We start from the raw sequence: 26,521 nt of genomic DNA, 5'->3' as shown, positions 1-26,521 counted from the left end.
AGAGCCTCGGTTATGTGATGTTCGCCAGCCGATGGCTTCAGGTGCCCCTCTATCTGGGCCTGATCGTCGCGCAAGCCGTGTACGTCTGGCAGTTCGTCCTGGAGTTGTGGCACCTCATCGAGACGGTGTTCCTGCACGGGGGCGTCGTGCCGGACGGGGCGTCGCCCGAGGTGGTCGTCATGCTGACGGTGCTGGCGCTCATCGACGTGGTGATGATCTCCAACCTGTTGATCATGGTGATCATCGGTGGATACGAGACGTTCGTCTCGCGGATCAACCTCAACGACCATCCCGACGAGCCGGAGTGGCTGTCGCACGTCAACGCGAACGTGCTGAAGGTCAAGCTGGCCACGGCCATCATCGGGATCTCGTCGGTGCACCTGTTGCAGACGTTCATCCGCGTGCAGACGACGCCCAACGACAAGATCATGTGGCAGACGATCATCCATCTGGCGTTCGTGGTGTCGGCCATCGGGCTCGCCTACATCGACCGCCTGCTGTCCGGCTCACCGGCCGAGCACACGCGCTCGCATCTGGAGCAGGTCTAGCGCCGGCGGGAGCGACCCGCAGGAGCCGGCTCCTCCTCTTCTTCTTCCTCCTCCGGCTCTTCGTCTTCTTCCTCGTGGTCTTCTTCGTCTTCGGGCTCCTCCTCGTAGTCCTCTTCGTCTTCGTAGTCCTCTTCGTCCTCTTCGGGCTCTTCCTCGTCCTGCTCGGCGCGCTCCTCCTCCATCGCCGTCTCGTGGTCCTTGACCACCTCGCCGTCGCGGATCTCGCCGCGCCAGCCCTCGCCGACGTCGTCGGGGTTCAGGAGCAGGTGCGCCATCACATGCCGTCTGAAGTGCTTGAACTCAAGCCGTACCCGTCGTCCCTGGGCGCGCCACAGGTTGCCGGTACGCTCGAACAGCCCCTGCGGGTGGTACTCCAGCACCATCAGGACCCGGGTGAGGTCCTCGGTGAGCGCGTGGAACGTCACGGCCCCGTCGACGTAGCCCTTGGGACCTTCAGAGCGCCAGATGATGCGCTGGTCCGGGACCTGCTCGATGATGTGCGACTTCCAGTTCCGGTGGGACCAGAAGACCTGGGCCTTCCACATGAGCTCCTCGTCGGACTCCTGCTTGACGTTCTCCACCTTCTTCATGAACGTCGGGAAGTCCTGGAACTGGGTCCACTGGTCGTACACCAGGCGGCGGGGAGCGCCGATGTCGATCGCCTCGACGATGTTCGTGATCTTCTCGTGGCCGCCCTTGCCGCCCCCCTTTCCGGTGATCTTCTGCACCATGCCCTTCAAGCCACCCTTGATGGCTCCGCCCAGCACACTGCCGCCGCCCGAATCGCCCGAGCCGCCCACCGCGCCCGTCACCGCGCCGAGGAGGCTGGATCCCTTGTTCTCCGCGTAATCGCTCAACCGGCCCGTCAACCCCTCGACCTTGTCCTCCGCGGACGACAGCGCCCGCCCGGTGGCGGCGTGCAGCAGGTTCTTCGCCTCCTGTACGAGCCGGTCCGTGGGCAGGGCGTGCAGGAGTCCCTGGCCGGCCTTCTTGGCCGCGCCGGCCACCCCTTGCGTGGCGCCCTTCACCGCACCTACCGGCTCCTCAGCAGCCCCCTTCGCCGCACTGACCGGCTTCTCAGCGGCCTCTTTCGCCGCGCCGACCGGCTTTTTGGCGGCCCCCTTCGCCGCGCCGGCGGCCTTCCCCGGCGTGCCTTTCGCGCTCCGGCCGACCCCCTGGACGGTCTTCCTGACTCGTCTCGCTCCTGTCTCAGCCATCCGTACTCACCTCCGGGACCGGCCGGTCCGCCGCAGAGCGTGGGGGCGCTGTCCGGCCCTCTTGGATTCTTCGGGCTCCTCGGCTTCCTCTTCCGGTTCCTCGTCCTCGGTGTCCTCTTCGTCCTCTTCCGGTTCCTCGTCCTCGGCGTCGTCCTCAGCCTCGTCCTCTGCGTCCTCTGCGTCGTCCTCAGCCTCGTCCTCGGCGGCCGGGGCGGTCTTCTCTCCCGGCGCCCGCAGGGACTCGGCGCGATCATGCAGCTTGTCGCTGAGGGAGTCGATCTGCTTGCCGGCCGCGGCCAGCGCCGCCGCCTTGCCGACCTCCATGAGGTCGCCCCGCAGGCGGTCGGTGACCGGCTTGAGCTCCTCCGAGGAGGTCAGGGTCTTGAGTCCCTGCGCCAGCATGCCGCCCCCACCCCCGCGCGCGCCGCGACCGGCCAGCCCCGCCAGCGCCAGGGCCGCGGCCATGCGGAGCTTGCGCCGCCGCCCGAGGTAGTACCCGGCGAGCAGGGCAAAGCCGATGCTCAGCTTTTTCGACATGGTCAGCGCTCCCGTCCTTCAGCTCCCACTGACGCATGCCCCTAAATCGGACGAAGGATCCGATAGAAGGAGTAAAAAGGACATACGTTGACGGAACTGAATGGCGCCAAGCGGCCAAGCGGCCTCTAGAGGGAGTAAGGGCCGGGGTGGGCCAGCTCACGCCTGCGACGCAACACCCAGGCGGCCACCACGCCGCCGATGAGCCCGAACAGGTGTCCCTGCCACGAGATGCCCGGCTGGTTCGGCAGCAGCCCCGCCAGGATCCCCCAGTAGGCCACGCCCACGCCGATCCCGATGGCGATGTCGAGGAGGTGGTGGTCGAACAGGCCGCGGGCCAGGATGTAGCCGAAGTAGCCGAACACCAGCCCGCTGGCCCCGACCGTGTAGACGTTGGGGCTGGTCACCCAGGTGCCGAGGCCGCCGATGAAGATGATCAGCACGGTGGCCCAGAGGAACTTGCCGACGTCACGCAGCCCGGCGAAGAAGCCCAGGACCAGCAGCGGCAGCGAGTTGGCCATGAGGTGGCCGAAGCCACCGTGCAGGAACGGCGCGAAGATGATGCCGACCAGGCCGTCCGGCTCCAGGCCGACGATGCCGAACCGACGGTCGAGCGCGCCGTCGAGGAAGAAGTCGACGCCCTCCACGGCCCACATCACGGCGAGCATGCCGACCACGATGATGAGAGCGCTCAGGGCACCGGAGAACAGGGCCCCGGCACCGCGCTTGGCGGACTCGAACCTGGAACCCGAATAGTCGCTCATGCGCTCTCCCGGTAGGTCGTCTCCTCTTTCTTTACCGTAACCAGGAAGAGCTATGCGCGCGCTAAAAGAGTCCCCTCCCGTTTCGTGGGGAAGCCGGGAGGGGAACGATCACTCGCCTTTCCACTGGGGCGCGCGCTTCTCCGCGAAGGCGGCGGCGCCCTCCATGGCGTCCTTGGAGCCGAAGACCGGGTTGACGATCGTGCTCTGCTTCTTGAACATCTCCTCCAGCGACCAGTCCTGCGACTCGACGACCACCCTCTTGGTGGCGACGAGCGCGAGCGGGGCGTTGGCGGCGATCTTGCGGGCGAGTTCGAGCGCGCCTTCGAGCGCCGCGCCCGGCTCGGCGATGCGGTTGACGAGGCCGAGCTCGTACAGGCGGGCGGCCGGGTAGTGGTCGCCGGTCAGGGCGATCTCCATGGCCACGTGGTACGGGATCCGCCGCGGCAGCCGCATGATCCCGCCCGCGCCCGCCACCAGTCCCCGCTTGGGCTCGGGCAGCCCGAACTTGGCCTCCGAGGACGCCACGATCACGTCACAGGCCAGCGCCAGCTCGAACCCGCCCGCCAGCGCGTATCCCTCCACGGCGGCCACCAGCGGCTTCTTCGGCGGCGACTCGGTCAGCCCGCCGAACCCGCGGCCCTCCACCACCGGGAAGTCCCCGGACAGGAAGCCCTTCAGGTCCATTCCCGCGGAGAAGGTGCCACCGGCGCCGGTCAGCACGTAGGCGGAAATGTCGGGACGTGCGTCGAACGTGTCCAGCGCCTCGGCGATGCCTCGCGCGACCGCTCCGTTGATGGCGTTGCGCGCCTTGGGGCGGTTGATGGTGAGAACCGCCACGTTCCCCGACTCTTCGACGAGTACTTCGTCAGACACGAGACCTCACTTGGGCTGGAAGCGGATGCCGCCGTCGAAGCGGACGACCTCGGCGTTGACGTAGTCGTTCTCGATCAGCGACCTGACCAGGTGCGCGAACTCGTCGGCCCGGCCCATGCGCTTGGGGAAGACCACCGGCGCGATCAGCTTGGCCTTGAAGTCGTCGGCGTTGGCCGAGAAGCCGTAGATCGGGGTGTCGATGATGCCGGGGCAGATCGTGTTCACGCGTACGCCGATGGCGGACAGGTCACGCGCCGCGGGCACCGTCATGCCCACGATGCCGCCCTTGGAGGCGGAGTACGCCAGTTGCCCGGTCTGCCCCTCCAGCGCCGCCACGGAGGCCGTGTTGATCACCACGCCGCGCTGCCCGTCGGAATCGACCGGCTCGGTCCTGGCGATCGCGGCCGCGGCGATGCGCATGAGGTTGAACGTGCCGATCAGGTTGATCTCGATGACCTTGCGGTAGGAGGCCGGGTTATGCGGGTTGCCGTCGCGATTGACCGTGCGCTCCGCCCAGCCGATGCCGGCGCTGTTGACGACCGCCCGCAGCGGCTTGCCGGTGGCCACGGCGGCGTCCACGGCGGCCTGCACCTGCTCGTCGTCCGAGACGTCCGTCTTGACGAAGACACCGCCGATCTCGTCGGCTACGGCCTTGCCACGCTCCTCGTTGAGGTCGGCGACGACCACCGTCGCGCCCGCGCGGGCCAGCTCACGAGCGGTGGCCTCACCGAGGCCGCTGGCGCCGCCGGAGATGATTGCTGCAGATCCGTTCACGTCCATATCCGGGACCCTAACCCGCTGACCGAATGAAGTTCTACTCGGGGGCGGTTAAATCTCACCCACGGCGGTGTCCACGTCGGCGTACACCTTGATGCGCCGGTCCAGCCCCGTTGTGCGGAGGATGCGCGCCACGGGCGCCTGGGGCGCCGCCAGGGACACGCCGCCGCCCTCCCCCGTCGCCAGCCGCCACGCCTCGATCAGCACGGACAGGCCACTGGAGTCCATGAACGACAGCTGCTGCAGATCGAGCACGAGCCTGGCGCCGTCCTGTTTGATGGCGTCACGCACCTCGTCGCGCAGGAACGGTGCGGTGAACAGATCAAGCTCTCCCTCGACGGCCACCACCACGGCGTCACCCAGGGCGTGTCGCGCAAGCCGCAGCTTCATTTGGCCCCTCCTCGATGAGCCACTGTACTTCGACATCCCCGGATAGCGGGCATGCACAAACTACGAAAAGTCGGATGTAGGAGGACAAGGCAGCTCTAAAGGCGCACCAAACACCCGGTCAAGAACCATGCTCCAGGTTTCTACCCAATCTCACCCGCCCGCAGGGCATCTCACACAGCGGGAATCGCGAAGCCGAACGGGAGCTCCAGGCGATGGCGCGCCAGCAGGTCCGTGTCGGCCAGCAACTCGCGCGTGGGCCCGTCCGCGGCGATCACGCCGTCGGAGAGGATCAGGGCGCGTTCGCACAGCTCCAGCGCGTACGGAAGATCGTGCGTGACCATGAGCACCGTCACGTCCAGGGAGCGCAGGACCTCGGCCAGCTCCCTGCGGGCGGCCGGGTCCAGGTTGGACGAGGGCTCGTCGAGCACCAGGATCTCCGGCGTCATGGCCAGCACCGTCGCCACCGCCACCCTGCGCCGCTGCCCGAACGACAGGTGGTGCGGCGGCCGGTCGGCGGCCTCCAGCATGCCCACCCGGTCCAGCGCGTCCTTGACCACCCGGTCCAGATCCTCGCCCCGCACGCCCGCGTTGGCCGGGCCGAAGGCCACGTCGTCGCGTACGGTCGGCATGAAGAGCTGGTCGTCGGGGTCCTGGAAGACCAGGCCGACGCGCTGCCTGACCTCCTTCAACGTGTCCTTGCGCACCGGGGTGCCGGCCACGGTGACAGTCCCGTGCCCCGCGGTGAGTATGCCGTTGAGATGCATCACGAGCGTGGTCTTGCCGGCGCCGTTCGGGCCGAGCAGGGCCACGCGCTCGCCGCGTGCGATCGACAGGTCCACGCCGAACAGGGCCTGCGTGCCATCCGGATAGGCGTAGGCGAGCTGCCGGACTTCGAGAGAGTTCACCACGTTAGTCCCCATACTGCGAGGGCGACGGCGGGCAGGGCGAGGGCAGTCCCCCATTGGCGCACAGATGCCGATATTTCATGAATCGTTGGCATTTGTCCTGAATATCCTCGGCTCAACATCGCGAGATGCACCCGCTCGCCCCGCTCGTACGACCGGATGAACAGCGCCCCCGCCGACCGCGCGATCACCGGAATATGCCGGAAATTTCGTGCCTCGAACCCACGAGACTCCCTCGCCACCCGCATCCGCCGCATCTCATCCACGATCACGTCCATGTACCTGAGCATGAACATGGCGATCTGCACCAGCAGGCTCGGCAACCGCAGCCGCTGCGCCCCGATGAGGATCACCCGCGGCTCCGTGGTGGCCGCCAGCAGGATGGAGGCGATCACCCCGAGCGTGGCCTTGGCCAGGATGTTCCAGGCCGCCCAGAGGCCGGGCACGCTCAGCGAGAGCCCCAGCACCGTGGTCCGCTCCCCCAGCCCGATCACGGGGATGAGGAAGGCGAACAACACGAAGGGCAACTCGATCACCATCCGCCGCAACACGTACGTCATCGGCACCCTGGCCGCCACCGCGACGCCGGCGAGCAGCACGGCGTACGCGGCGAAGGCCCAGAACCGCTCACGGGGCGTGGCCACCACCACGAGGGCGAAGGCGAAGACCGCCAGCAGCTTGCACTGCGGCGGCAGCCGGTGCACGACCGAGTCGCCCGGCAGATAGAGCTGGTGATGATGCCCAGCGCCCACGTGTCACACCTTGGTCTTGGTACGGTTCCGCGCGGCGTAGGCGACGCCCCCCGCGATGAGCAGCACGAGACCGACGCCGACGACCCCGGCCACACCGACGGGGATTCCGCCCACATCACCGTAGTCGGCCATCGCCCATGAGCCGAACAGGTGGTCGGCCTGCTGATTGATGAAGCCCTCATTCTTGCCCACCGCCTCCAGCCCGTCAGGCTCGGAGGAGGCGTAGAAGGACACGATCCCGGCCAGCACCAGCGTCACGCCGACGCCACCGAGCAGGAACGGCTTGAGCGCGCCCTTGGCGTCCACCGGCCGCTCCTCCTCCACGAGGGTGGCGCCCTCGGCGCCGCGCAGGACCAGCGGCTTGGCCAGGCCGCGGGCGCCGTACACGAGGTCGGGCCGCACGGCCAGCACCGCGCCGACGGTCACGGCCGTGATCACGGCCTCGCCGATGCCGATCAGCACGTGGACGCCGCCCATCGCGGCGGCCACCGCCCCGACCTCGATCGGCGCGGTCCCGCCGATCCAGAACAGCACCGTGAACACGAGCGCGGCGGAGGGCACCGAGATCAACGCGGCCAGGAACGCCGCCACCACGACCTTCCCCCTGGTCAGCCCCGTGACGAGCCGGAAGACGCCCCAGCCGACCAGCACGGTCACGATGCCCATGATGGTGATGTTGACGCCGAGCGCGGTCAGCCCGCCGTCGGCGAAGAAGACGCCCTGCACCAGCAGGACCACCGCCATGCACAACACTCCCGTGTACGGCCCCACGAGTATCGCGGCCAGCGCGCCTCCCAGCAGGTGACCGCTGGTCCCGGCGGCGACGGGGAAGTTGAGCATCTGCACCGCGAAGATGAACGCCGCGACCAGCCCGGCCATGGGCGCGGTCCGGTCGTCGAGCTCACGCCGGGCGCCGCGCAGGCACACGGCGACGCCGGCGGCCGCGACGACCCCGGCGGAGACGGATGTCGCTGCGTTGAAGAAACCATCAGGTACGTGCACGGCAGCCTCCAGCAAAGAGGACGGTCAAACGGTCCTACTTTAGGACATCGTCTTGCACCTGCACATAGATGGCAATTAGCGGAAGATCTTCTTAATCACGCTCTCCGCCGTCAGCCGCCGCACCACCGCGCTGAGCCGCCCCTTACCCGACGTCGCATACGGCCGCACGCTCCTGAACAGCGCGTTGCCCCACCACCTGCGCGGCGCCGCGACCGTCTCGGCGTCGGCCTCGATCCTGAACCGCGCCGGCGGCCCGCCCAGGTCGAGCTCCAGGTAGGCGTCCCAGGTGCCGGGCGCGAGCCGCCCCACGGCCGGTCGGCCCGCGAAGCCGCCCCCGGGCAGCGCGACCACCCGGTCGGCCCGTTCGCAGCCGGTGTGCCGCTCGCGCCAGACGATCCGCCTGACCGCCGAGGTCGAAGGGGTGGTGCCCACGACGGTGACCTCGCCGTCGACGAGCAGCCGGTGCCCCAGGGCCCACCGGGTCCTGATGAGCCGCGCCGTGCCGGGCACCGCGACCACGTGCCCGCCCATGTCGATGCTCAGGTTGCCGTTGTCCCTGGTGAAGTACGGCAGGGCCACGACGCCGCCGGCGAGCCGGGGCTGCGGTCGGGTGATGCCGCTGTCGCGGTCGGCCCCGAGCCGGCCGAGCCGGATCACGCCCTCGATCTCCACCGCCACCCGGACGTCCCAGATCCCGGGGTCGAGCGCGCCCACGTCCACCCGCACGGTGAACTCCCCGCCCTTGCGCTCGGTCGGCAGGACCAGCTCCACGCCGGGATCGTGCCGGGCGCGCAGCACCACGGTCAGGCCGTCGTCCCTGGTGATGCCGTCGAGCCGGGCGGCGCCCGTCACCACGAGGCGGCCGGCCTCCCAGCGCAGGCCGGTCAGCCTGCGGCGGACGGTGGCGCTCTCGATGCGCGCCAGGCGGATCAGGCGGTCGATGTCGTCGAGCGCGCCGGCCCGCTGCCGGTCGATGGTGTTGAGCCGCTCGTGCACGCCGGCGGTGTACCACTCGTCGCGCAGCGCCGCGACCTCCCGCGCGATCTCCTTGCGCCGTACGTCGTCGCTCTCCAGGAACACGGTCCCGAGCTGCGTGAACACGTCGAGCCTGAAGTGCCTGCGCAGGAGGTGGTCGCGGAGCGGCCCCGGCTCGACATGGTCGGCCATGAGCCGGATCGGCCCCTTGATCATGGCGAGCCAGGCCAGCGGGTCGCGGCTGCCGGACTGCTGCATGATGCTGCTGCCGTCGGGCCTGGACACCAGGTGGTAGCAGTCGTAGTCGGCCACCACGGAGATCGGGCCGGCGTGGCAGTAGGCGTGCACGGTGAAGAGGATGTCCTCGCCGACGAGCATGCCCTCGCCGAACCTGATGCGGTGACGTTCGAGCAGCTCACGCCTGAACAGCTTGAAACAGCTCAGGCTGTTGTAGACGTTGCTGTCGCCGAGTTCCACGCTCTCGACGCTCTGCTCGAACATCGACACCGGCGCCCGCCTGCCGTGCCCCACGATCTTGCCGAGCACGATGTCGGAGCCGTTGGCGTCGGCCATGGCGACCATGCGCTCCAGCGCTTCGGGGCCGAGGTAGTCGTCGGCGTCGCAGAAGAAGACGTACCGGCCGGTGGCGTGCTCGATGCCGAGGTTGCGCGGCCGTCCCGCGCCGCCGCTGCACTCGATGTGGATCACCTTGACGATGCCGGGGTGATAGGCGGCGTACAGGTCGAGGAGTTCGCCGCTGCCGTCCGTGGAGCCGTCGTCGACGACGACGATCTCCTTCTTCACCCGCTGCACGAGCGCCGAGGTGAGACACCGGTCGAGATAGGCCCGGCAGTTGTGTACGGGGATGACCACGCTGACGTCGATCGCGTCGCCATCACTGCCTGTCCCCGGCATCCCACCACTCCACAGTCACGTATCGTCGCCATCTCGTTTCAGTATGTGACGAGCACGGGTGCCCATGAGGGGCGATCGCAGGTCTTCATCCGCTGCCTTTTGCTAACACCGGAGAATCACGGCATTCCTCTAATAAGATGCTCCACACCCGTCAAATACCTCATTCAGTCGGGACCGAACGAGCTTCGGGGATGAGGTTTTCCTCCGCGGGTGCAGAAACTTCTCCGCGGGGTGCATTCGGACACCACCGCGCGCCGCGGGTGATCCCCCCGCGAGGTTCGCGCGTCTACAGTTAGGCAACCTTGACCGGGAGGTGGCGTGAAATGGGATCAGATCTTCACGACGGATCGGCCGTGCAGACGGCGGAGTTCATCGTCTCGTCGGCACGACTGGCGGAGCTGTACGAATGCTCCGCGCTGCTGCGGCGCACGAGGGTCAGGGCGGAAGAGATCGTGGGCGAGGCGCGCGCGTTGCTGGCCGAGGCCGAGCAGCACGGTGACGCCGAGCGCGCCCACCTGCTGCGCGACCACCTCGAACAGGCGCGTGGGAAGTACTGCCAGGTCTTGAGCGCGTACCTGATGATCTGCCGCACGATCAACGAGGAGCGCCAGGAGATCCTGGGGACCCAGATCGAACGGGATCGCGTCTCAGGGTTGTCAGGAGTCGCCTGACGCGAGTACCGTCAGGGCATGCCTGACGACTGGAAGGACAAGATCCGCTGTTCGTTCTGCCACAAGAAGAGCACGGATGTGAGCAAGGTGATTGCCGGGCCCGGTGTGCACATTTGCAACGAATGCATCGGCTTGTGCGGCGAAATCCTCGAAGCGGAGAAACTCGCCGAATCGACGGAACCCCGGCTTCCCGCGTGGGAATCCATGTCCGAAGACCAAATACTCGACCATCTCCCGAAAATCGCCGCCGTGCAGACGCAGGTGGACGACAACCTTCGTGACTGGGTGGGGCATCTGCGCACCCGCGAGGTCAGCTGGGAACGCATCGGCGCCTCGCTCGGCATGACGCGGCAGTCCGCGTGGGAACGGTTCAGAAACGACTCGTGAACCGTTGTGGCCCCTGAGACGTCCAACGGTCAGGGAGGCCCGCCATGCGTGTCCTGGACGGTCTCGCGGCGTGCGATCTCGAGCGGCTCGATCTGGAGCTGGTCCTGATCCAGGCGCTGCACGAAGAGGCAGAGCGGCTCGCCGCCGAATGAACGGGCTCCAGCTCCCCGGGTCGGCCCCGGGGAGCTGGAGCAGGGGGATCCGCTATCCGAGCTGGCCTCTGATGGCGCCGGCCGGGAACTTCTTGTTGTGGACGTTGGCGTAGTACTGGTGCGGCCACCTCACGATGGCGCGCAACTCACCCCTGGTGAGCGTGGTGGCGGCGTTCTTGGCGCTCTGGTGCCTGACCGCCTTGATGCAGCCGCGCGCGACGCCCTTCGTCGGGGCCTTCAGCGTGACGACGATCGGGCCCGCCACTCCCCTCTTGCCCCTGTGGATGTGCGCCATCATCGCGGGCTGGATCTTGCGGGCGGTGATGACGTAGCAGAGCGTTCCGTGCCGCACCTGGTAGACGAATGTGCCGAAGCCGTTGCGGTCGCCGCGCCCGGGGACCTCCTGCCGGCCGTTCATCCTGACGCGGTGCGAGTCAGAGGTGGTCGCGTTGGCGGAGGCGGGCAGGGCGACGATCACGGTGAGGGTGGCAGCGGTCGCCAGGGTGGCGGCTGCCAGCTGTCTGCGCATGGGATGGTTTCCTCTCCCATCAGACTTCAGGACACTCCTCCCACGGCTCCGGGGGGAATCCGGTTCGGCTGGTAAGGGGAAAGCCTCCGTGGGGTAAGCACGTCATCCCGTTTTCGTCCGGGCCCGGAACGCGGCCGTCTTCACCCTGTTCTGGCAGGCCGTGGAGCAGAACCGGCGGGTGCCGTTGCGCGAGACGTCCACGTAGACGCGGTCGCAGTGCGGCGCCGTACAGATTCCGAGGCGATCGCTGAACTCGCTGCCCAGCACGATCGCCAGCCCTGTCGCGCAACTGGCCGCCCAGTCGCCGGCCGTGGTGCCGCCGCTGCCGTGGAAGTGCAGGTGCCAGGGCTCGCCGTCGTGCCGTTCGAGCGTCGGCCTGGCGTGGGTCTCCTCCAGCAGCGCGTTCACCCGCGTCGCCGCGCTGTCGATGTCGTCGCCCGCGACAGCGGCGAAGACCGCCCGCAACCGGGCGGCGACCTCGGCCAGCTCGGCGCCCTCTGCCGCGTCGAGCTCGCGGTAGGCGGAGTAGACGGCACGCAGGGCCATGGTGGCGGCGGCGCCGGCGTCCGCCGGCATGGGGAACGCGCGCCCGCGGCGCTCGCCCGGGGTCAGGTCGTTGACGAGTGCCACCGCCACCCTGACCACCGTGTCCGTGTGACTGTTGTAGTCCAATTGACCGGTTACACCTTCGTGTTCTAAGTTGTGACTGCCCAAAGTTTAAACGACAGTTACAAGGAGCGATGCACGTGCTCACTCACGATGCCGCAACGGAATGGATCGCGCGCTGGGACCGCCAGCAGGCCGGTTACCTGCCCGACCGCGAGGAGCGTTTCACCGCACTGATCGACGCCGTGGAGGCGCTGGGGCGGCCCGATCCGCTGGTGCTCGACCTGGGGTGCGGGCCCGGCTCGTTGTCGGCCCGGCTGCTGGAGCGGCTGCCCGGGGCCACGGTGATCCCGGTGGACGCCGATCCACTGCTGATCGGGCTGGGGCGGGCGGCGTACCCGGAGCTCACGTTCGTCTCGGCGGACCTGCGTACCAGCGGGTGGACGCGGGAGCTGGGGCTGGAGCGGCCCGTTGACGCGGCGGTCAGCACGACGGCGCTGCACTGGGTCTCCGTACAGGACCTGAAGGATCTGTACGCGGAGCTGGCGACCGTGTTGCGGCCCGGCGGGCTGCTGCTCAACGGCGACCACATGGACACCGAGGAGGCCACGCCGGCCCTGTCGCGGCTGGAGCACGCGCTGCACGAGCGCGAGACCGAGCGGGCCTTCGCGAACGACCGTCCTGAGGACTGGCGGACCTGGTGGGACGCGATCGAGGCGGACCCCGCCTTCGCCGAGCTCAACGCGGAGCGCACCACGGCCGGGTCCGCCCACAGCGGCTCGGAGTCCCGCCTCCTGTCGCACCACGTGGGGGCGCTGCGGGAGGCCGGGTTCGCGGAGGTCGGCACGTTGTGGCAGCGGGGGAACAACCGGCTGCTGTGCGGCGTGCGGTGACCGGCGGGCTTCCTCCGCCGCTCTTCACGTCACCGGCGACGCGCGAGACAATGAGCCCATGCTGAGCTTCAGGCGGCTCACGATAGAGGAAGCCCGCACCCTTACACGCGCCCAGCTCCTCCCCAGGATCGAGGAGGAGCAGAAGTACTGGTACGACCGCATTCACTGCTGCGAGATGCGACCCGGCGACGAGAAGGCGTTCAGGACCTTCAACGACATCATGCACATAGCCACCAAGCCGCACGACGAGGTCGGGCAGGGCGACTACTGGACGAAGACGCTCGGCGAGCTGGGCGAGCTCTGACGCAGGTCCGGACGCCGCAACCAGGTGGCCCAGCGCCAGAGCCATTCGAGCGGGCCGAATCGGTAACGTCGCAGCCACAGGCCTGACCACACCCGCTGCGCCACCAGGATGCCCGCGGCCATCGGCAACACGTTCTCGGGCACCCCGCCGAACAACCGGCTCATCACCAGGACGATCACCGTGGCGCTCAGGTAGTTGGTCAGCGCCATCCGCCCCAGGGGCGCGAAGGCCCAGTGGAGCGCCGGGCCGGCGGGGGTTCTGAGCAGGAGGAGCAGGCCGCACACGTACGCACCGGCGAGGAGCAGCCCCGCCATGGCCCTCGCCGCCGCCACCTCGGGCAGCTGAACCTGCGCCCACACCGCGGGCCCGGCCAGCACCGCGAAGACCAGGCCCAGCACCGCGGGCCCCCACGTGGCCTGCTCCATGCGCCGCGTCACCCCGTACCGGGTCAGCGCCGACCCCAGCAGGAACAGCCCCGGCACCAGCGGGTATCCGTTGCTGCCGATGGCCAGTGGCGCCACCAGCAGCACCCCGGCGAGCACCGCCACCGCCCACCGCGGCAACCAGGTGGAGGGCAGCAGCACCACCAGCCCCACGGCGGCGTAGATCGTCAGGATGTCGCCCCGCCACAACGCCATCATGTGCACCAGCCCGATGGCGAGCAGCACCAGCAGGCGACGCGCCAGCACCACCCGCGGCCTGGCGGTACGCGTCGCCGCGGACTCCAGCAGCAGCGAGAACCCGACGCCGAACAGCAGGGAGAAGATCGGGAAGAAGCGCTGATCGACGAACAACCCCGGCCAGGACACCTCTTCCGTGGCCAGCACGACGTCGGGGTTCACGTTGGCGATCGGCTTGACGTTGGCCAGCAGGATCCCGCACAGGGCGACACCGCGCAGGACGTCGAGCGCGGCGATCCGATGGTGATGTGACATGACCATCATCCTGGAGACCGAACCCGGCGGGGGGATGGGTCGAAAGCAGGGTTGGCGACGGTACTTTCGGACGACTGACGACCGCGACCGGCTACCGCACCTCGGCCACCGCCAAGGGACCCCCCACTCGCAGCACGTCGAGCCCCTTCAGTGCGTCCAGCAGATCGGGCGTCAGCAACATCTCGTCGATGACGACGTCGTCACCACCACGCGCGAACGCTGCCGCGGCGGCATCTCAGCCTTCACCGGCGATGAGGCGGACGAAAGTCGCCCCCTCGGTGGCCGCCCGGGCCCCGAGGACGTGCCCGTCGCACATCCTCGTCTCGGTCCCGGCCCGGTCGATCACCTTCCAGGCCACCGGCTCCCGGCACGGCTCGCCCGGCCGCCCGTAAGTCCAGGTTCGGCGGCACACCCGGCACGTGGAGACCCCGGCACTGGAGGCGAGCGTGTTGCCGTGTTCTGGACAGACGGCCCACGGCATGCCGCATGGCTGGGCCTGAAGCCTGGCCAGGTCCGCCGCCGCACGCAGCAGGTCCTCGGCGCCCCGGGCCAGCCAGTCCGCGGCATGCCCCGCCGCCGCGAGAGAATCGCGTTCCTGGGCGCCGGCGACGATCGCCCGGACCTCGGCGGTGAGCGCCTCGGCGCGGCTCGCGAGGGTGCGCAGGTCCGCGGGAGTGAGGGTCATGCAGGCTCCATCTCGCACAGGCCGCCGTACGCGCGGCCGATACCTAAATGCTGATCTGGACCCTATGTCCTGTCACTCCGCCATTGGAGATGCCCCCGGAATCTGAGCCGGAACCCGGCGCACCGGCAACGCCCAGCCACGTGAGCACGCCTTGGAGGCGGCCGGCAGGTGCAACCGCCCCCGGCGCGCCTGCCAGGCGGCGACCATCACGAACGTGACGCTGACCAGCAACGCCCAGGCCCCGAACTTGGCGGGATGAACCAACTGCCAGGTCCCCCTCTGGTACGGGTACTGCCAGGCCCCGAGATAGGTCGCGATATTCTCCGCCACCCACAGAAAGAACCCGATAAGCGTCAGCGACAACGCCAGTGGCATCTGATAACGATGCTCGCCCACGGTGAAGTGCACCACCGTTCCCCAGGTGACCAGGATGAGCACGAGGGCCAGCGGAATCCGCAGATCGATCCACCAATGCTGACTGACGAAGTTCGCGTAAATCGCCAGCGCCACCAGCGTCACCGGCACCGTACGAAAGGCCACCAGACGCAACGAGAAGATCCGCCATGCCGCGCAGACATAACTCCCCACCGCCGCGTAGAGGAACCCGCTGTACAACGGCACCCCACCGAACTTGCTGTAGGCATCCTCCGGATAACTCCACGACCCGAGCCGCACCTTGACCATCTCGAAGGCCAGCCCGACCAGGTGAAACCCGGCGATGATGGCGATCTCCTGACTGCTCTCCCACCGCAGCGCGCGAAAGGTCACCGTCACGGCCACGGCATAGACCAGCAGCGCGTCATACCGCGGAATCGGCAACGGCAGCACCGACGAAGCGGCCAGTCCGGCGAACATCGCGACCGCGAACGCACACGACCTGGTCTCGGCCCACGCGAAGCGAAGCATCTGGGCGACAAAGAACCTCACGCCCTTATTCGACCTCGCGTACCGCCCTGAAGTCCCTCGGATTTTGGGGAGGTTGAGTGCAGATATTCGCGACATTCACCATGCGAGGGAAAGACGTCATCCGCCGGAAACGAGCTCGGCCAGGTGGTGCAGCGAGTTGATGAGATGCTCGGGCCCGAACGGCGGGAACCGGAGGTACTCCCGGATGGCCTGCGGCACCGCCGACCAGTCGTAGGTGAGCGTGACCTCGGTCTCGGACGGACCGAGCGGCGCGAGGTCGTAACGCCAGATCCAGCCCCCGAACTCCAGCTGACCGTCGTCCTTCTCATACCCCGTCAGCCAGGCGATGGCGTGCGGCGGGTCGAGCACCTGGACCCTGTTGACCACCCGGTAGTCACCGTTCGGATGGTTGGCGTGATGCATGTCCATCCGGAAAAGCTGCCCCACCTCGGTCAGCGGCGCCTGGTTGACCGATTCCTGGACCCAGCCGGTGCCATCGATCGCGGCATGGGCCGTCGGGTCCGCCAGCACGGCGAACACCCTCGCGGCGGGCACGGCGACAGTCAGAGTGGCGCTCACGTTCTCCTGGTCCACGACGTGCACGCTCCTCGTCCTCTCATCTCGGGACTCCTGGTCCGCGGCGTGCATGGTCCTGGTCCTCTCATCTCGGGACTCCTTCCCCAGGCTCGCCCGGCGCGTCCGCAGGAAGGCTCGTTCGGTGTCGTTCGTGGCCAGGGTGATCGCCTCGTCGTAGGCGGCGACGGCCTCGGCGGTACGGCCGAGGCGGGTGAGCAGGTCCGCGCGGGTGGCGGGCAGCAGGTGGTAGCCCGGCAGGTCCAGCTCGTCGACGGCGGCCAGCGCCAGTGCCGGTCCGTGCACCTCGGCGACGGCGACCGCGCGGTTGAGCGCCACGATCGGGGTCGGGGCGTGCCGCAGCAGCTGGTCGTAGAGCCAGCACCTGCGCCCAGTCGGTCGCCGGCCCGTCTGTGTGCACGGCGTTGATCGCGGCCTGCAACTGGTACGGCCCCGGCTGAGCACGGCGCAGGCACCGGCGTACCAGATCATGTCCTTCGGCGATCAGCTCCCGGTTCCACAACGACCGGTCCTGCTCGGCGAGCACCACCAGCTCACCCGAAGGCCCCACCCGCGCCGGCCGCCGGGCCTCGGTGAGCAGGAGCAGCGCCAGCAGCCCGATCACCTCCGGCTCGTCGGGCATCAGCTCGGCCAGTGCCCTGGCCAGGCGAACCGCCTCCAGGCACAGGTCCGTCCGCAGCAGCTCCCCGGAGGTCGAGGTGTATCCCTCGTTGAAGACCAGGTAGAGCACGGTGAGCACCGAGGCCAGCCGATCGGGGAGCTCGGCGTCGCCGGGCACCCGGTAGGGGATGCCGGCGTCGCGGATCTTCTTCTTCGCCCGGACGATCCGCTGGAAGACGGTCGCCTCCGGCACCAGGTAGGCCCGCGCGATCTCCGCCACCTCCAGCCCGCCGAGCAGGCGCAGGGTGAGCGCGGTCTGCGCGAGCGGCGACAGCGCCGGGTGGCAGCAGGTGAAGATCATGCGGAGCTGGTCGTCGCGCACCGGTCCCACCTCCATCGGCTCGTCGGGTTGGTACAGCAGCAGCGCCTGCGCGTGGCGGGCCTCGCGGGTGGACTCCCGGCGCAGGCGGTCGATCGCCCGGTTGCGGGCGGTGGTCACGATCCACGCGCCGGGGTTGGGCGGCAGCTCGTCCCACTTCTGGACGGCCACCGCGAACGCGTCCTGCACGGCCTCCTCGGCGAGCCCGATGTCACCGAGGAGGCGCGTCAGCGTGGCCACGCACCGGCCGTACTCCGCCCGGTAGACGCTGTCCAGATCCATCCGCGCTCATCCCCCCTGCGCGTCTACGAACGGGCGCACCTCGATCGGGGACCCGCAGGCCAGCGCGCACTTCTCGGCCCAGGCCAGCGCCTGGTCCAGGTCGTCGCACCGGACCACCCAGAACCCGCCGAGCTGCTCCTTCGTCTCGGCGAACGGGCCGTCGGTCATCGTGGTCGTGCCGTTGCCGGGGCGCACGACCGTGGTGGCGGTCGAGGGCAGCAGGCCGCCGACGAACACCCACGAACCGGCGGACTGCATCTCGGTGGTGACCTGGGTCGTCCGGGCCTGCTGCTCCTGCAGCTCCCCTTCGGACGGCCACGGCGCGCTTTCGTCGAACTGTACGGCGAGCAGGTACTGCTTCATGGCGAACTCCTTGGAAAGGATCAGGCGGCAGGTCTCTCACCTTGGCTACGAACGCGCTCGATGCCATTCGACACCACCGCGGAAAAAATCAGGAAAACGTCCTCGACCGCGTCCAAGGCCGCTTCACCACTCCTTGAGCTCAACAGCGTCCGGGTAGAGCTCACTGATCCGCACCGCGACGTCCGGCCTCGCCGTCTGGACATCCCACAAACTACTGTCGAGGGCGCGAAGGCGAACATCAGTTGCCGATGACCCGACCCTGCGCCCCTCCGCCTCTCCATCCACAAGCTGTGGATGAGACCCGAACAATTGGAGGACCTGGTCCGTCGACAGCCATATGTTCTCGGGCATCTCGATCGCAGGAATCAGCCAGTCGATCGTCAATCGCCACTCGTAGGTCTCGATCAGGGGCTCGAGAGACGTGAGCAACTCTTCGAGACCCAAGTAATGATGATGCTCACGCCACGCCCTGAACGTGAGCATCCGAATCGCCGCCACTACCGCCTCTTCGCCGGACATACGGAAACCCTCTGGGACCTTACCGAGGGGGCTGATCGCCTCAACCTGATATCCATAATCCTCCGGCGAAGAGTGTGCTGGGTGGACATGTCCCGGGCGTCTCCAGCCATCTACCGTGCGCTGAACAGCTCAGAAGAGTCGTGCCAGAAGCAAGGAGCCCTTCTATGGCCGCCGCTCTCCTCAGACGCACCGTCGCCGCCCTGCTGCTGGCCATCCTGCCGTGGGTGGTCGTGTCGGTTCAGCAGCCCGCGCGGGCGGCGTCGCTGGTCCAGGTCGGTTCGTTCGGCACCAATCCTGGCAATCTCACCATGTACGCCTACCAGCCCGACGGACTGGGGAGCGGCCGTCCGCTGGTCGTCCTGCTGCACGGCTGCACCCAGAACGCCACCGGCTACTTCACCAACTCCGGCTGGCGCAAGTACGCCGACCTGTGGGGCTTCGCCCTGGTGCTGGCGCAGACCGGCAGTGCGAACAACTCCTCCGGCTGCTTCAACTGGTTCCAGAGCGGCGACACCACGCGGGGCCAGGGCGAGGCGGCCTCGATCCGCAACATGGTCGCCCACGCCGTCGCCACCTACGGCTCCGATCCCGCGCGGATCTACGTCAGCGGGCTCTCGGCGGGCGGGGCCATGGCGGCCGTCATGCTGGCCACGTACCCGGACGTCTTCGCGGGCGGTTCGATCGGCGCGGGTCTGGCCTATCGATGCGCCACCAGCCTGGTACAGGCTTCCAGCTGCCAGTACGGTCCCACCAACCGAACCCCGCAACAGTGGGGCGATCTGGTACGCGACGCCCATCCCGGCTACGCGGGCCCGTACCCGCGGGTGGCGGTCTGGCAGGGCCAGTCGGACTACACCGTGGTCCCCGCGAACGGCAAGCAGCTCCGCGACCAGTGGACCAACGTACGCGGCGTGTCCCAGACCCCGACGGCCACGCGCTCCCTCACCGGCGGCACCACTCTGACGGTCTACGGCAATGACGACGTGCGGCTGTACGAGATCGCCGGAATGGGCCACGGCCTGCCAGTGGATCCGGGCAGCGGGCCCGACCAGTGCGGATCCACGGCCGCCTACTTCCTGGACACCATCTGCTCGGCGTACCACGACGCCGGCTTCTTCGGCCTGAACGCCGGCGCCCCGCCGACCCCCACCCCCACCCCGACTCCGACCCCCACGGCACCGGGTACCTGCGTCCGGGCCAGCAACTACGCCCACACCACCGCGAACCGCGCCCACCAGTCCGGCGGCTACACCTACGCCAACGGCTCCAACGACCCGATGGGACTGTGGAACACCTACACCATCCACGGCCTACGGCAAACCGGTACGAACCACTGGGTGCTCGCGGACAGCGAGTGCTGAGTCCGCAGGTCACGGCCCTGGCCCTCGTCGCTCGGCACACAGGACGTCGCAGAGCCTGAAGGCGTGCGCGTGGTCGTACACTCCGGTGCAGGCCCCGTCGAAGCCGAACGTGTAGGTCCTCAGTAGGGCAGACTCCTACCCGTGGACGCGACGGTACGAAAGACGATCGAAGCCCTGAACGCGGCCGCGGCCCGTCATGACGCCGCCCAGCAGGACAGACTGGACCGGTGGCGGGTTCTGGAGCCCGACGCCGGACAGTTCCTGTGGTTCCTGGCCCAAAGCATCAGCGCGCGGACCGTCGTGGAGATCGGCACCTCCCGCGGCGTGTCCACGCTGTGGCTGGCCGACGCGGCCCGCGCGGCCGGCGGGCACGTTCTCAGCCTCGACCTCGACGCCGAGGCTCAGGAGCACGCCCGGCGCACGACGGCCGAGGCGGGCCTGGCCGATCACGTGGAGTTCCGCGTCGCCGACGGTGGCGCCGCGCTCGCGGACATGCCGGACGGCTCGGTGGACCTCCTCTTCCTCGACGCCGAACGCCCCGAGTACCCGTCCTGGTGGCCCCATCCCTACCGGGTTCTGCGCCAGGGAGGCGTGCTCGTGGCCGACAACGCCCTTTCCCACCCCGACGAGATCGTCCCTCTGGAGAACCTGCTCCGGCGGGAGCCAGGTCTGACCGTCACCACCATCAACGTCGGCAAGGGCGAACTGGTCGCGCTACGCCGAATACCGGGCCGCAGAATCGGCTGAGGCGAAGAGACGGGACAAGCGGCGGAAGCGCACCGGTTGCTCAATCGAGACCTCGAAACGTCTATCCGTGCGCGCCTCCATGATTGATACGTTGATCCTTATGGGTGTCAGGGAACCATCTCTGCGGCTGCTGGACGTAACTACGACGTTGGACACGGTGCTCACCGCCCTGAGAGCCGCGGGCGCCGACATGACATATCGCTTGGGCGGCACAAGCGCCGCTCTTCTGCAAGGTGTCCATCTCCCTGCCGGGGACATTGACCTTTTGGTAGCTCGACGAGAAGACGTGGACACGTTCGCTGCCGCGCTCTCATCATTTCCCTGCCTTTACGCCGCATCCTGGATCCCCGAAAGTCTGCAGTACTTCACCAGGTACGAGGTGAACGGGGTCGATGTGGAGATCAGCACCGTCGAGGAGCAGGTCGACTCCGACGCGATGGAAAACGTTGGCCGTGGCCCGTGGGAGCACTACGTACTGATCACATGTGGCTCTCATCTTGTTCCTATGATTCGCCTGGAACTTCGGCTGGCCACAGAGCTTTTGCGAGATCGGCCTGATCGATATGAGCCTCTTCTCGACCACATGGGCACGCATGGATTCGACTCTGCCCTTTTGCAGAGGGCAATGGATGCCCGCCATCTGTCCGCGGAGCGCCGGCGACTGGTTCGAGACCGCCTCGCGCACTGAATCCGCACTGTCAGGCTAGATTGACAAGCATTGCCTGTCAATCTAGCCTGACAGGCATGCGCACTATCACACCGCCCAGCCCCGCCCCCGGGGCCCCGATGGCGGACCCCCATGACCGGACGACGAAACGGTTACTCCAGTGCGGGGCGATCGCAGGACCGCTGTTCGTCGTCGCGTTCCTCGTCCAGGGCGCCGTGCGCGCCCACTACGACCCGCTGCGCCACCCGGTCAGCTCGCTCGCCCTGGGCGAACACGGCTGGATCCAGGCGGCCACCTTCATCGTGGCGGGCCTGCTGACACTCGCCCTCGCCGTAGGGCTGCGGCGAGCGCTCAAGGGTTTCTGGGGGCCGGCCCTGGTGGGAGTCTGGGGACTCCACCTGGTCGGCGCGGGGATCTTCACCACCGACCCGATGAGTGGGTATCCGCCGGGGACCCCTGACCTGCTGCAGGAGTACAGCGGCCTGCCCGCGGAGTTGCACGACCTGATCTCGCTGGTGGGCTTCGCCGCCATCCCCGTCGCCTGCGTGGTGTTCGCGGTGCGGTTCGCCCGTACGAGAGAGCTCGGGTGGGCCGCCTACTCGGCCGCCAGCGCGGTGGCGTTCGGGACCGCCTTCGTCCTGTGCAACATGGCGTTCGCCCAGAATCCGTCCCTGGTCGCCTACGGCGGGCTCTTCCAGCGGATCGCGGTGACCGTCTGGTGGGTTTTCCTCACCCTGCTGGCGGTACGGCTGGCCAGGCGGACTCCGGCGTGAGCGCTCACGGCTGTATGGTCCACATCATTCCGCGGTGATGGACAGGGAGAAAACATGGGAGATCGGTTTCAGGCGATCGTGGATGTTCAGGCGTCAGCTCAGGAGGCGGGCACTCTGGCGGCGGACGTTCGGAGCTGGCTGATCGCTTCAGGAGTCGTGTCCGCCGAGCGCACGGACTGCGTCCTGAGCGCCGATCTCGGATACCCGTCCGGCCCGGGCGCCGATGCGGTGGTGGGGCTGTCCGGCTGGAGCGTGCCGTGGCAGGGCGGCCTCGACATCACCATCGGACGTACCGTCTTCGACGCGGGACAGGGCGACCCCATGGCGGTCACGTGCCCGCACTGCTCGGCGACGATCGACCTCCTCGACGAGGACTTCGAACTCAGCGACGAGGCATGGGAGCCCTTCCGCGAGGTCGTACACGGCTGGGGCGAAGGGCGCGACGTCATCGTTCCATGCCCAGCCTGCGGCCGGCCGGTCGAGCCGACCTTCTGGAAGTGGGCCGATGACTACTTCGTATTCGCCCATCTCGGCTTCATGTTCTGGAACTGGCCACCGCTACGCCCGGAATTCGTCGCCGAATTCACCCGCCACCTGGCCGATCACCGCACCGTACTCCTCGAAGGCAAGCTCTGATCAGCTCGCGCTCCGCGCTTGCCCGCCCATCAACTCGCCCAATCATCGACAACAGTGAAATACGTCGCCGCCACGGCCTTACAGGTCACCTTCTTCACGCCGGACAAACCGTCGCATATCCTCTGCATGTCCTTGAGGAACGACTGATCGGTTCTCTTCTTGTACTTCTTCTTCCAGTCCTTGCCGGAGAGTGGCTTGACATTGCGATAGCCGAAATCATGCCGGGCGCAGGGTCCTGCGAAGAGAATGTTCCAGGTACTGACCTTGGGGGTGAAGCTCGGCGCCGAGCAGCCGTTGGTGTTCCAGTTGAAATTCCAGCGCTTGCCGCACGACTGGTCAAGCAGATCTACATCGCATGGTTCGCGCTCGAAGGGCACTACCTTCCCTTCCCCAAACGTCTCCGCCAATGGACCCGGCACCTCGGCCTGAACGAGCAGAGCATTCGGCTCGAACGCCGGATCTGGGAAACCGTCACCCTCCACGAGCGACGACTCGCCATCGTGCGCTTCGCCGACCATGTGCTCGCCAGGAAGACGGCGAATCCCGCCGTATGACGTGTGTCTTAGGGTCTGTCCCGTGGATCGCGTGATCGATTCGCGAGGCAGCAGATAGTTCGGGCTCGGCCTGGCCACTTCATGGTCCGAAACTCAGTTGCGGCCCCCATCTGGTTGACCCATGCTGGCGACCATGCTGATTCGAGAGGCGATGCCGCACGACTGGCCCAGGATGTGGGCGTTCATGGAGGGCATCGTGCGGGCCGGTGAGACGTTCTCGTGGGATCGGGGCACCACCGAATCCCAGGCCAGGCAGATGTGGTTCCCGAAGCCGCCGGGCCGCACCTTCGTCGCCGTGGACGCGGATGAGACCGTCCTGGGCACAGCTAACAGCGTCCGCAACCACGGTGGCGGCGCTGCACATGTCTCCAGCGCGAGCTTCATGGTCGATCCGAGCCACTCCGGCCGGGGAGTTGGCCGGGCGCTCGGCGAACATGTCCTGGAGCAGGCACGCAAGGACAACTTTCGAGCGATGCAGTTCAACGCCGTTGTGGAGACGAACACCCGGGCAGTGACGCTGTGGAAGTCGCTCGGCTTCGAAGTGATGACCACCCTTCCTGCAGGTTTCCACCATCCCGTTCACGGCTACGTCGGACTGCACATCATGTACCAGCAGCTTTGAGCCACCTCACACGCGGAGCCGCGCGCACCACCATCGAGCCCACACTCAGCGTCCAGTTCTTGATCGTCCGCCCGCGCGGCTCCCAGAAAGCCTGATGAACCACTGCTCGCAACGCGCGTCGACCTCGCTCAGCTCGCGAAGACCCAGCGCTGCCGGCTGAACGCCTTCTCGCCGACTCCCCAATTTCCTCCCGTCAGGGCACGGCACGGGTACGCGAGCAACGGCGTTGAACGGCCGCCACGCCGAGTTGTGCAGCCTCCAGGCCAGGCGGCATCAGGACCCCGTGTCCCCGTCCTGACCATCGGCCAGCGGTCCTCGGAACGAGATCAGTGTCGGCTTCGCCATCAACGCGCTGCCTTTTCACCACGCCGGCCCCGTACCTTCTCGTTCCGCGCGACGATCCAGGCCCGCGCCGTCTGGAAAGCTTCCGGCCACCACAACCCCACCGCGAACAACGTGAGCACAAAGACGGCCAGAACACTGAACTGATGGGTCAAGTACAAGGACCCCTCTTCCCGGTCCAGAACGCCGCCCTGCGGATCCGCCGGATCGTAGAGCACTGATCGGGTGGTGCCCATCTCCACGTCGCCGTCCCATCTGTGGAGGCCGACCCATGCCTCGATCGAGTCGCCCTCACGGGTGACGAACCTGACCTTCGGCTCGTCGAGTGAACGCCGCCGCCGGTCCACGTCGATGACGGTGGCCTCCGCCGGCACACCGCGCTCCAGAATGACGCGCAGCTCCTGATAGTCCCGCACCGCCGCGTCCCCGACGATGACGGCCCCGACCAGGGCAAGGAGCGCGAGAAGGCCGGTCGTGGAGAAGAAGCGCTTCCGCGCGGACAACCGATCCCCAACACCAGACACACCTGATACGGCCGGGCGTCGTCGCTCCTGTGGCCGCCTCTTACGCAGGGACGCCTCGTGTCGCCGCTTCTCACGCACGGATGCCTTCGAGCGACCTCCATTCCTGCCCAATCGCCCTACCCCCGTGCCTGCGCGTCGTCCCCTTGCCCTGACAACGGCTCACCGCTGCCGAAGGGTTCCGCCGGCGGGATCGGGCCTTACCGCACCCGAGTTCGAAAGCCAGTACATGAACCCGAACTGTCACGGCATCAGCTCGCCAACCTGCCGACAACGTCGTAGTACGTCGCCGCCACGGTATTGCAGGTCACCTTCTTCACGCCGGAGAAACCGTCGCATACCCCCCTTCCACGAGCGCTGCCACTGACCTGCTCGTCCTTCCGTACTCGGCCATCGGGCTTGCAGCTCCGGCGACATGGGCCATAGCTTGCCCCAAGCCGTCGAACCGATCTGCGGGAGGTCACACCTGTCATGGCATTGGCATGGAATCCCATCGATCTTGGCCTCGTGGATGCTGTCGTCAGCCTCGCGAGGAGCCCATGGGACCGCGAGGCGCTCGATCAAGCTTGGCAACAAACCGGATGGACGTTTCCGAAAGATGGCTCTCTCGCCAAGCTCATCCTCGACGACGAAGAGTGGCCCATCGTGCCCGTGGGAGAGTGGAGCGTTGGAGTCATCACCAATGACCAGACCGCCCGCGTAAGAGGATTCTCCGTGGGCTTCGCGCTCTTGTACGAGCCTGACGATATTTGGGCCCCCGAACCAGACCCCGACCTGATCGATTTTCCGCAATACATCCCTTCGGATGTCTGGCAAATCGATCACACGGCCGATCGGGCCCGGTTCAGAGGCGTCTGGGAAGACGGACACAGGACTGTCGCGGAACGATTGGGTCCACCGAACGCGATCGATGAGGGCTGGGACGACGACTCGGGATGGCAACACGCGATCTGGCGGCTTGGGCCACGTCTTCTCATCGTGGCCCAAGGCGACGACATAACGACGTACAGCCTCTACGACGAGGCCTCACTCCAAGTGATCGACTATCCAGTCGACATGCCCCTTCCGACGGGCTGGGATCTCCACAGCCTTCTCATGGGCTCCGACCAGGGATGAGGCATCAGCCCAGACCCGCCAAGCGCTGACACAACGCTCACGCCTCGCGCCAGCGAAAGAAGCCAGCGGTCCCGACCGACGATCGTCATCAACAGCTGAGACGTTTGGACGGTTCCGATATCCGACGGCACCGTTACACCTACTCGAAGGCGACCGGGCCGCGGCAATGCACGCCATCTCCAGCGCTCTCCGGGGAAACAACCCTCGGTGGCTCCCGAAGACACCGGTTGACGATCGGAAAGCAGAAGGCCCCTGACGGCGAAATGCCTGCTCAAGGTCCTTCCGGTTGCAGAGCCGACGAAGGAAATCGAACCCCTGACCTTCTGTTTACAAGGGCAGGGCAGACAGCTTGTGGATCACCTTCAGGTCGTTCTGAACAGCAGGCGTAGATGGCCGCCATTCGGTTGAGTGAGTCGTTGCTGTACTGGTTGCTGTAAAGCAGACCTCAGCCCTCAAGCTCGGTGGCAAGGACCGACGAAGTCGGTTCGCGGCAGCGATCGCCCCAGCCACCAACGGTGAGTACCGAAGTGAGCGATCGTCACGGCCTCAGCATGACCCTTGGCCTGGAAAGAAGGTGACCACCCTCACGCTGGACGATGACGCCTTGGACGAGCGGGTCCCTTCCAACAGATCCATCGCGTACTCTGCCGCCATGCTCGATCCTCTCAAGAGATCAAGTCTCCACCGAACCCGGGGCGATTCACTTCGACTACCACCCTGATCCA

Annotated in this window: 33 protein-coding genes; 12 read left to right on the top strand and 21 right to left on the bottom strand. The window is 67.5% G+C overall.

Annotated elements, in window-relative coordinates; translation table 11 throughout:
* The first annotated feature begins 17 nt into the window (after window positions 1-17).
* Window positions 18-548 carry a TIGR00645 family protein gene (locus ACFPZ3_RS02495; protein WP_379512310.1) on the top strand — a complete coding sequence of 177 codons (531 nt, stop codon included), beginning with the start codon at window positions 18-20 and terminating at the stop codon, window positions 546-548.
* On the opposite strand, the gene ACFPZ3_RS02490 is transcribed toward ACFPZ3_RS02495, so the two are convergent.
* The 10 genes from ACFPZ3_RS02490 to ACFPZ3_RS02445 form a co-directional block, all read right to left on the bottom strand.
* A complete protein-coding gene (locus ACFPZ3_RS02490) occupies window positions 545-1,765 on the bottom strand; it encodes an SRPBCC family protein (protein ID WP_379512262.1) in 1,221 nt (406 codons plus the stop codon). The two genes, ACFPZ3_RS02495 and ACFPZ3_RS02490, sit on opposite strands and share 4 nt — an antisense overlap.
* Window positions 1,766-1,771: 6 nt before the next feature.
* Window positions 1,772-2,302 (bottom strand): hypothetical protein, encoded by a 531-nt coding sequence (locus ACFPZ3_RS02485; RefSeq protein WP_379512261.1) that lies wholly within the window; start codon window positions 2,300-2,302, stop codon window positions 1,772-1,774.
* Between the two features lie 125 nt (window positions 2,303-2,427).
* Window positions 2,428-3,063, bottom strand: coding sequence for a rhomboid family intramembrane serine protease (locus ACFPZ3_RS02480; protein ID WP_379512260.1), 636 nt, complete (start codon window positions 3,061-3,063; stop codon window positions 2,428-2,430).
* Between the two features lie 108 nt (window positions 3,064-3,171).
* Window positions 3,172-3,936: a crotonase/enoyl-CoA hydratase family protein gene (locus ACFPZ3_RS02475; RefSeq protein WP_379512259.1), complete on the bottom strand. Its 765-nt coding sequence runs from the start codon at window positions 3,934-3,936 to the stop codon at window positions 3,172-3,174.
* A gap of 6 nt (window positions 3,937-3,942) precedes the next feature.
* Entirely contained in the window at window positions 3,943-4,716 is a 774-nt protein-coding gene (locus tag ACFPZ3_RS02470; protein ID WP_379512258.1) for an SDR family NAD(P)-dependent oxidoreductase, read from the bottom strand.
* A 48-nt stretch (window positions 4,717-4,764) separates the two neighbouring features.
* Window positions 4,765-5,103: an STAS domain-containing protein gene (locus ACFPZ3_RS02465; RefSeq protein WP_090768483.1), complete on the bottom strand. Its 339-nt coding sequence runs from the start codon at window positions 5,101-5,103 to the stop codon at window positions 4,765-4,767.
* A 170-nt stretch (window positions 5,104-5,273) separates the two neighbouring features.
* Window positions 5,274-6,011 (bottom strand): energy-coupling factor ABC transporter ATP-binding protein, encoded by a 738-nt coding sequence (locus ACFPZ3_RS02460; RefSeq protein ID WP_379512257.1) that lies wholly within the window; start codon window positions 6,009-6,011, stop codon window positions 5,274-5,276.
* Window positions 6,005-6,760, bottom strand: coding sequence for a cobalt ECF transporter T component CbiQ (gene cbiQ / locus ACFPZ3_RS02455; RefSeq protein ID WP_379512256.1), 756 nt, complete (start codon window positions 6,758-6,760; stop codon window positions 6,005-6,007). The genes ACFPZ3_RS02460 and cbiQ overlap by 7 nt, the downstream gene beginning before the upstream one ends.
* 3 nt (window positions 6,761-6,763) lie before the next feature.
* Window positions 6,764-7,762, bottom strand: coding sequence for an energy-coupling factor ABC transporter permease (locus tag ACFPZ3_RS02450; RefSeq protein WP_379512255.1), 999 nt, complete (start codon window positions 7,760-7,762; stop codon window positions 6,764-6,766).
* Window positions 7,763-7,837: 75 nt separating this feature from the next.
* Window positions 7,838-9,652, bottom strand: a complete 1,815-nt coding sequence (locus ACFPZ3_RS02445; protein WP_379512254.1) for a glycosyltransferase family 2 protein — start codon at window positions 9,650-9,652, stop codon at window positions 7,838-7,840.
* 323 nt (window positions 9,653-9,975) lie between these two features.
* Between ACFPZ3_RS02445 and ACFPZ3_RS02440 the strand changes: the two genes are divergently transcribed.
* Together ACFPZ3_RS02440 and ACFPZ3_RS02435 are read left to right on the top strand one after the other, a co-directional pair.
* The gene (locus ACFPZ3_RS02440) at window positions 9,976-10,323 is read left to right on the top strand and encodes a hypothetical protein (protein ID WP_379512253.1); all 348 of its coding nucleotides are present in this window, start codon (window positions 9,976-9,978) and stop codon (window positions 10,321-10,323) included.
* A gap of 18 nt (window positions 10,324-10,341) precedes the next feature.
* Window positions 10,342-10,710, top strand: a complete 369-nt coding sequence (locus tag ACFPZ3_RS02435; RefSeq protein ID WP_379512252.1) for a ClpX C4-type zinc finger protein — start codon at window positions 10,342-10,344, stop codon at window positions 10,708-10,710.
* A gap of 204 nt (window positions 10,711-10,914) precedes the next feature.
* On the opposite strand, the gene ACFPZ3_RS02430 is transcribed toward ACFPZ3_RS02435, so the two are convergent.
* Together ACFPZ3_RS02430 and ACFPZ3_RS02425 are read right to left on the bottom strand one after the other, a co-directional pair.
* The gene (locus ACFPZ3_RS02430) at window positions 10,915-11,391 is read right to left on the bottom strand and encodes a CHRD domain-containing protein (protein ID WP_379512251.1); all 477 of its coding nucleotides are present in this window, start codon (window positions 11,389-11,391) and stop codon (window positions 10,915-10,917) included.
* A 102-nt stretch (window positions 11,392-11,493) separates the two neighbouring features.
* Window positions 11,494-12,063: a CGNR zinc finger domain-containing protein gene (locus tag ACFPZ3_RS02425; RefSeq protein ID WP_379512250.1), complete on the bottom strand. Its 570-nt coding sequence runs from the start codon at window positions 12,061-12,063 to the stop codon at window positions 11,494-11,496.
* Window positions 12,064-12,131: 68 nt separating this feature from the next.
* Here ACFPZ3_RS02425 and ACFPZ3_RS02420 point away from each other — a divergent pair, with 68 nt between their 5' ends.
* Both ACFPZ3_RS02420 and ACFPZ3_RS02415 read left to right on the top strand, forming a co-directional pair.
* Window positions 12,132-12,890, top strand: a complete 759-nt coding sequence (locus tag ACFPZ3_RS02420) for a class I SAM-dependent methyltransferase (protein WP_379512249.1) — start codon at window positions 12,132-12,134, stop codon at window positions 12,888-12,890.
* Window positions 12,891-12,948: 58 nt separating this feature from the next.
* Window positions 12,949-13,194, top strand: coding sequence for a hypothetical protein (locus ACFPZ3_RS02415; RefSeq protein ID WP_379512248.1), 246 nt, complete (start codon window positions 12,949-12,951; stop codon window positions 13,192-13,194).
* On the opposite strand, the gene ACFPZ3_RS02410 is transcribed toward ACFPZ3_RS02415, so the two are convergent.
* The 7 genes from ACFPZ3_RS02410 to ACFPZ3_RS02380 all read right to left on the bottom strand — a co-directional run bounded on the left by ACFPZ3_RS02410 (window position 13,155) and on the right by ACFPZ3_RS02380 (window position 18,457).
* The gene (locus ACFPZ3_RS02410) at window positions 13,155-14,129 is read right to left on the bottom strand and encodes a DUF418 domain-containing protein (protein WP_379512247.1); all 975 of its coding nucleotides are present in this window, start codon (window positions 14,127-14,129) and stop codon (window positions 13,155-13,157) included. The genes ACFPZ3_RS02415 and ACFPZ3_RS02410 overlap by 40 nt on opposite strands.
* A 235-nt stretch (window positions 14,130-14,364) precedes the next feature.
* Window positions 14,365-14,814, bottom strand: a complete 450-nt coding sequence (locus tag ACFPZ3_RS02405) for a hypothetical protein (protein ID WP_379512246.1) — start codon at window positions 14,812-14,814, stop codon at window positions 14,365-14,367.
* 72 nt (window positions 14,815-14,886) lie between these two features.
* The gene (locus ACFPZ3_RS02400) at window positions 14,887-15,741 is read right to left on the bottom strand and encodes a DUF817 domain-containing protein (protein WP_379512245.1); all 855 of its coding nucleotides are present in this window, start codon (window positions 15,739-15,741) and stop codon (window positions 14,887-14,889) included.
* A gap of 96 nt (window positions 15,742-15,837) precedes the next feature.
* The gene (locus ACFPZ3_RS02395; protein ID WP_379512244.1) at window positions 15,838-16,368 is read right to left on the bottom strand and encodes an SRPBCC domain-containing protein; all 531 of its coding nucleotides are present in this window, start codon (window positions 16,366-16,368) and stop codon (window positions 15,838-15,840) included.
* Window positions 16,369-16,381: 13 nt separating this feature from the next.
* A complete protein-coding gene (locus ACFPZ3_RS02390; protein ID WP_379512243.1) occupies window positions 16,382-17,575 on the bottom strand; it encodes an RNA polymerase sigma factor in 1,194 nt (397 codons plus the stop codon).
* A 6-nt stretch (window positions 17,576-17,581) separates the two neighbouring features.
* On the bottom strand, window positions 17,582-17,938 hold the full coding sequence (locus ACFPZ3_RS02385; protein WP_379512242.1) for a YciI family protein: 357 nt from the start codon (window positions 17,936-17,938) through the stop codon (window positions 17,582-17,584).
* 123 nt (window positions 17,939-18,061) lie between these two features.
* Window positions 18,062-18,457, bottom strand: coding sequence for a hypothetical protein (locus ACFPZ3_RS02380; protein WP_379512241.1), 396 nt, complete (start codon window positions 18,455-18,457; stop codon window positions 18,062-18,064).
* Between the two features lie 164 nt (window positions 18,458-18,621).
* On the opposite strand from ACFPZ3_RS02380, the gene ACFPZ3_RS02375 reads away from it, so the two are divergent.
* The 5 genes from ACFPZ3_RS02375 (at window position 18,622) to ACFPZ3_RS02355 (ending at window position 22,641) form a co-directional block, all read left to right on the top strand.
* Window positions 18,622-19,818 (top strand): extracellular catalytic domain type 1 short-chain-length polyhydroxyalkanoate depolymerase, encoded by a 1,197-nt coding sequence (locus ACFPZ3_RS02375; protein ID WP_379512240.1) that lies wholly within the window; start codon window positions 18,622-18,624, stop codon window positions 19,816-19,818.
* Between the two features lie 141 nt (window positions 19,819-19,959).
* On the top strand, window positions 19,960-20,565 hold the full coding sequence (locus tag ACFPZ3_RS02370) for an O-methyltransferase (protein ID WP_379512239.1): 606 nt from the start codon (window positions 19,960-19,962) through the stop codon (window positions 20,563-20,565).
* Between the two features lie 100 nt (window positions 20,566-20,665).
* Complete coding sequence (locus ACFPZ3_RS02365; RefSeq protein WP_379512238.1) at window positions 20,666-21,253, top strand: hypothetical protein; 588 nt, start codon at window positions 20,666-20,668, stop codon at window positions 21,251-21,253.
* A gap of 56 nt (window positions 21,254-21,309) precedes the next feature.
* Window positions 21,310-22,005, top strand: coding sequence for a DUF998 domain-containing protein (locus tag ACFPZ3_RS02360; RefSeq protein WP_379512237.1), 696 nt, complete (start codon window positions 21,310-21,312; stop codon window positions 22,003-22,005).
* 54 nt (window positions 22,006-22,059) lie between these two features.
* Window positions 22,060-22,641 carry a hypothetical protein gene (locus ACFPZ3_RS02355; protein ID WP_379512236.1) on the top strand — a complete coding sequence of 194 codons (582 nt, stop codon included), beginning with the start codon at window positions 22,060-22,062 and terminating at the stop codon, window positions 22,639-22,641.
* Window positions 22,642-22,670: 29 nt separating this feature from the next.
* On the opposite strand, the gene ACFPZ3_RS02350 is transcribed toward ACFPZ3_RS02355, so the two are convergent.
* The gene (locus tag ACFPZ3_RS02350; RefSeq protein WP_379512235.1) at window positions 22,671-23,159 is read right to left on the bottom strand and encodes a phospholipase A2; all 489 of its coding nucleotides are present in this window, start codon (window positions 23,157-23,159) and stop codon (window positions 22,671-22,673) included.
* Window positions 23,160-23,316: 157 nt separating this feature from the next.
* On the opposite strand from ACFPZ3_RS02350, the gene ACFPZ3_RS02345 reads away from it, so the two are divergent.
* Window positions 23,317-23,817: a GNAT family N-acetyltransferase gene (locus ACFPZ3_RS02345; protein WP_379512234.1), complete on the top strand. Its 501-nt coding sequence runs from the start codon at window positions 23,317-23,319 to the stop codon at window positions 23,815-23,817.
* Between the two features lie 344 nt (window positions 23,818-24,161).
* Here ACFPZ3_RS02345 and ACFPZ3_RS02340 read toward each other — a convergent pair whose 3' ends face one another.
* Window positions 24,162-24,662, bottom strand: a complete 501-nt coding sequence (locus ACFPZ3_RS02340; RefSeq protein ID WP_379512233.1) for a DUF3592 domain-containing protein — start codon at window positions 24,660-24,662, stop codon at window positions 24,162-24,164.
* A 489-nt stretch (window positions 24,663-25,151) separates the two neighbouring features.
* Here ACFPZ3_RS02340 and ACFPZ3_RS02335 point away from each other — a divergent pair, with 489 nt between their 5' ends.
* Window positions 25,152-25,796, top strand: a complete 645-nt coding sequence (locus tag ACFPZ3_RS02335; RefSeq protein ID WP_379512232.1) for a hypothetical protein — start codon at window positions 25,152-25,154, stop codon at window positions 25,794-25,796.
* Window positions 25,797-26,521 lie beyond the last annotated feature (725 nt).

It is taken from the genome of Nonomuraea insulae (genome assembly GCF_042656245.1).
Note: the sequence above shows the minus strand (reverse complement) of the source record. Positions and strands in the feature narration are given on the sequence as shown.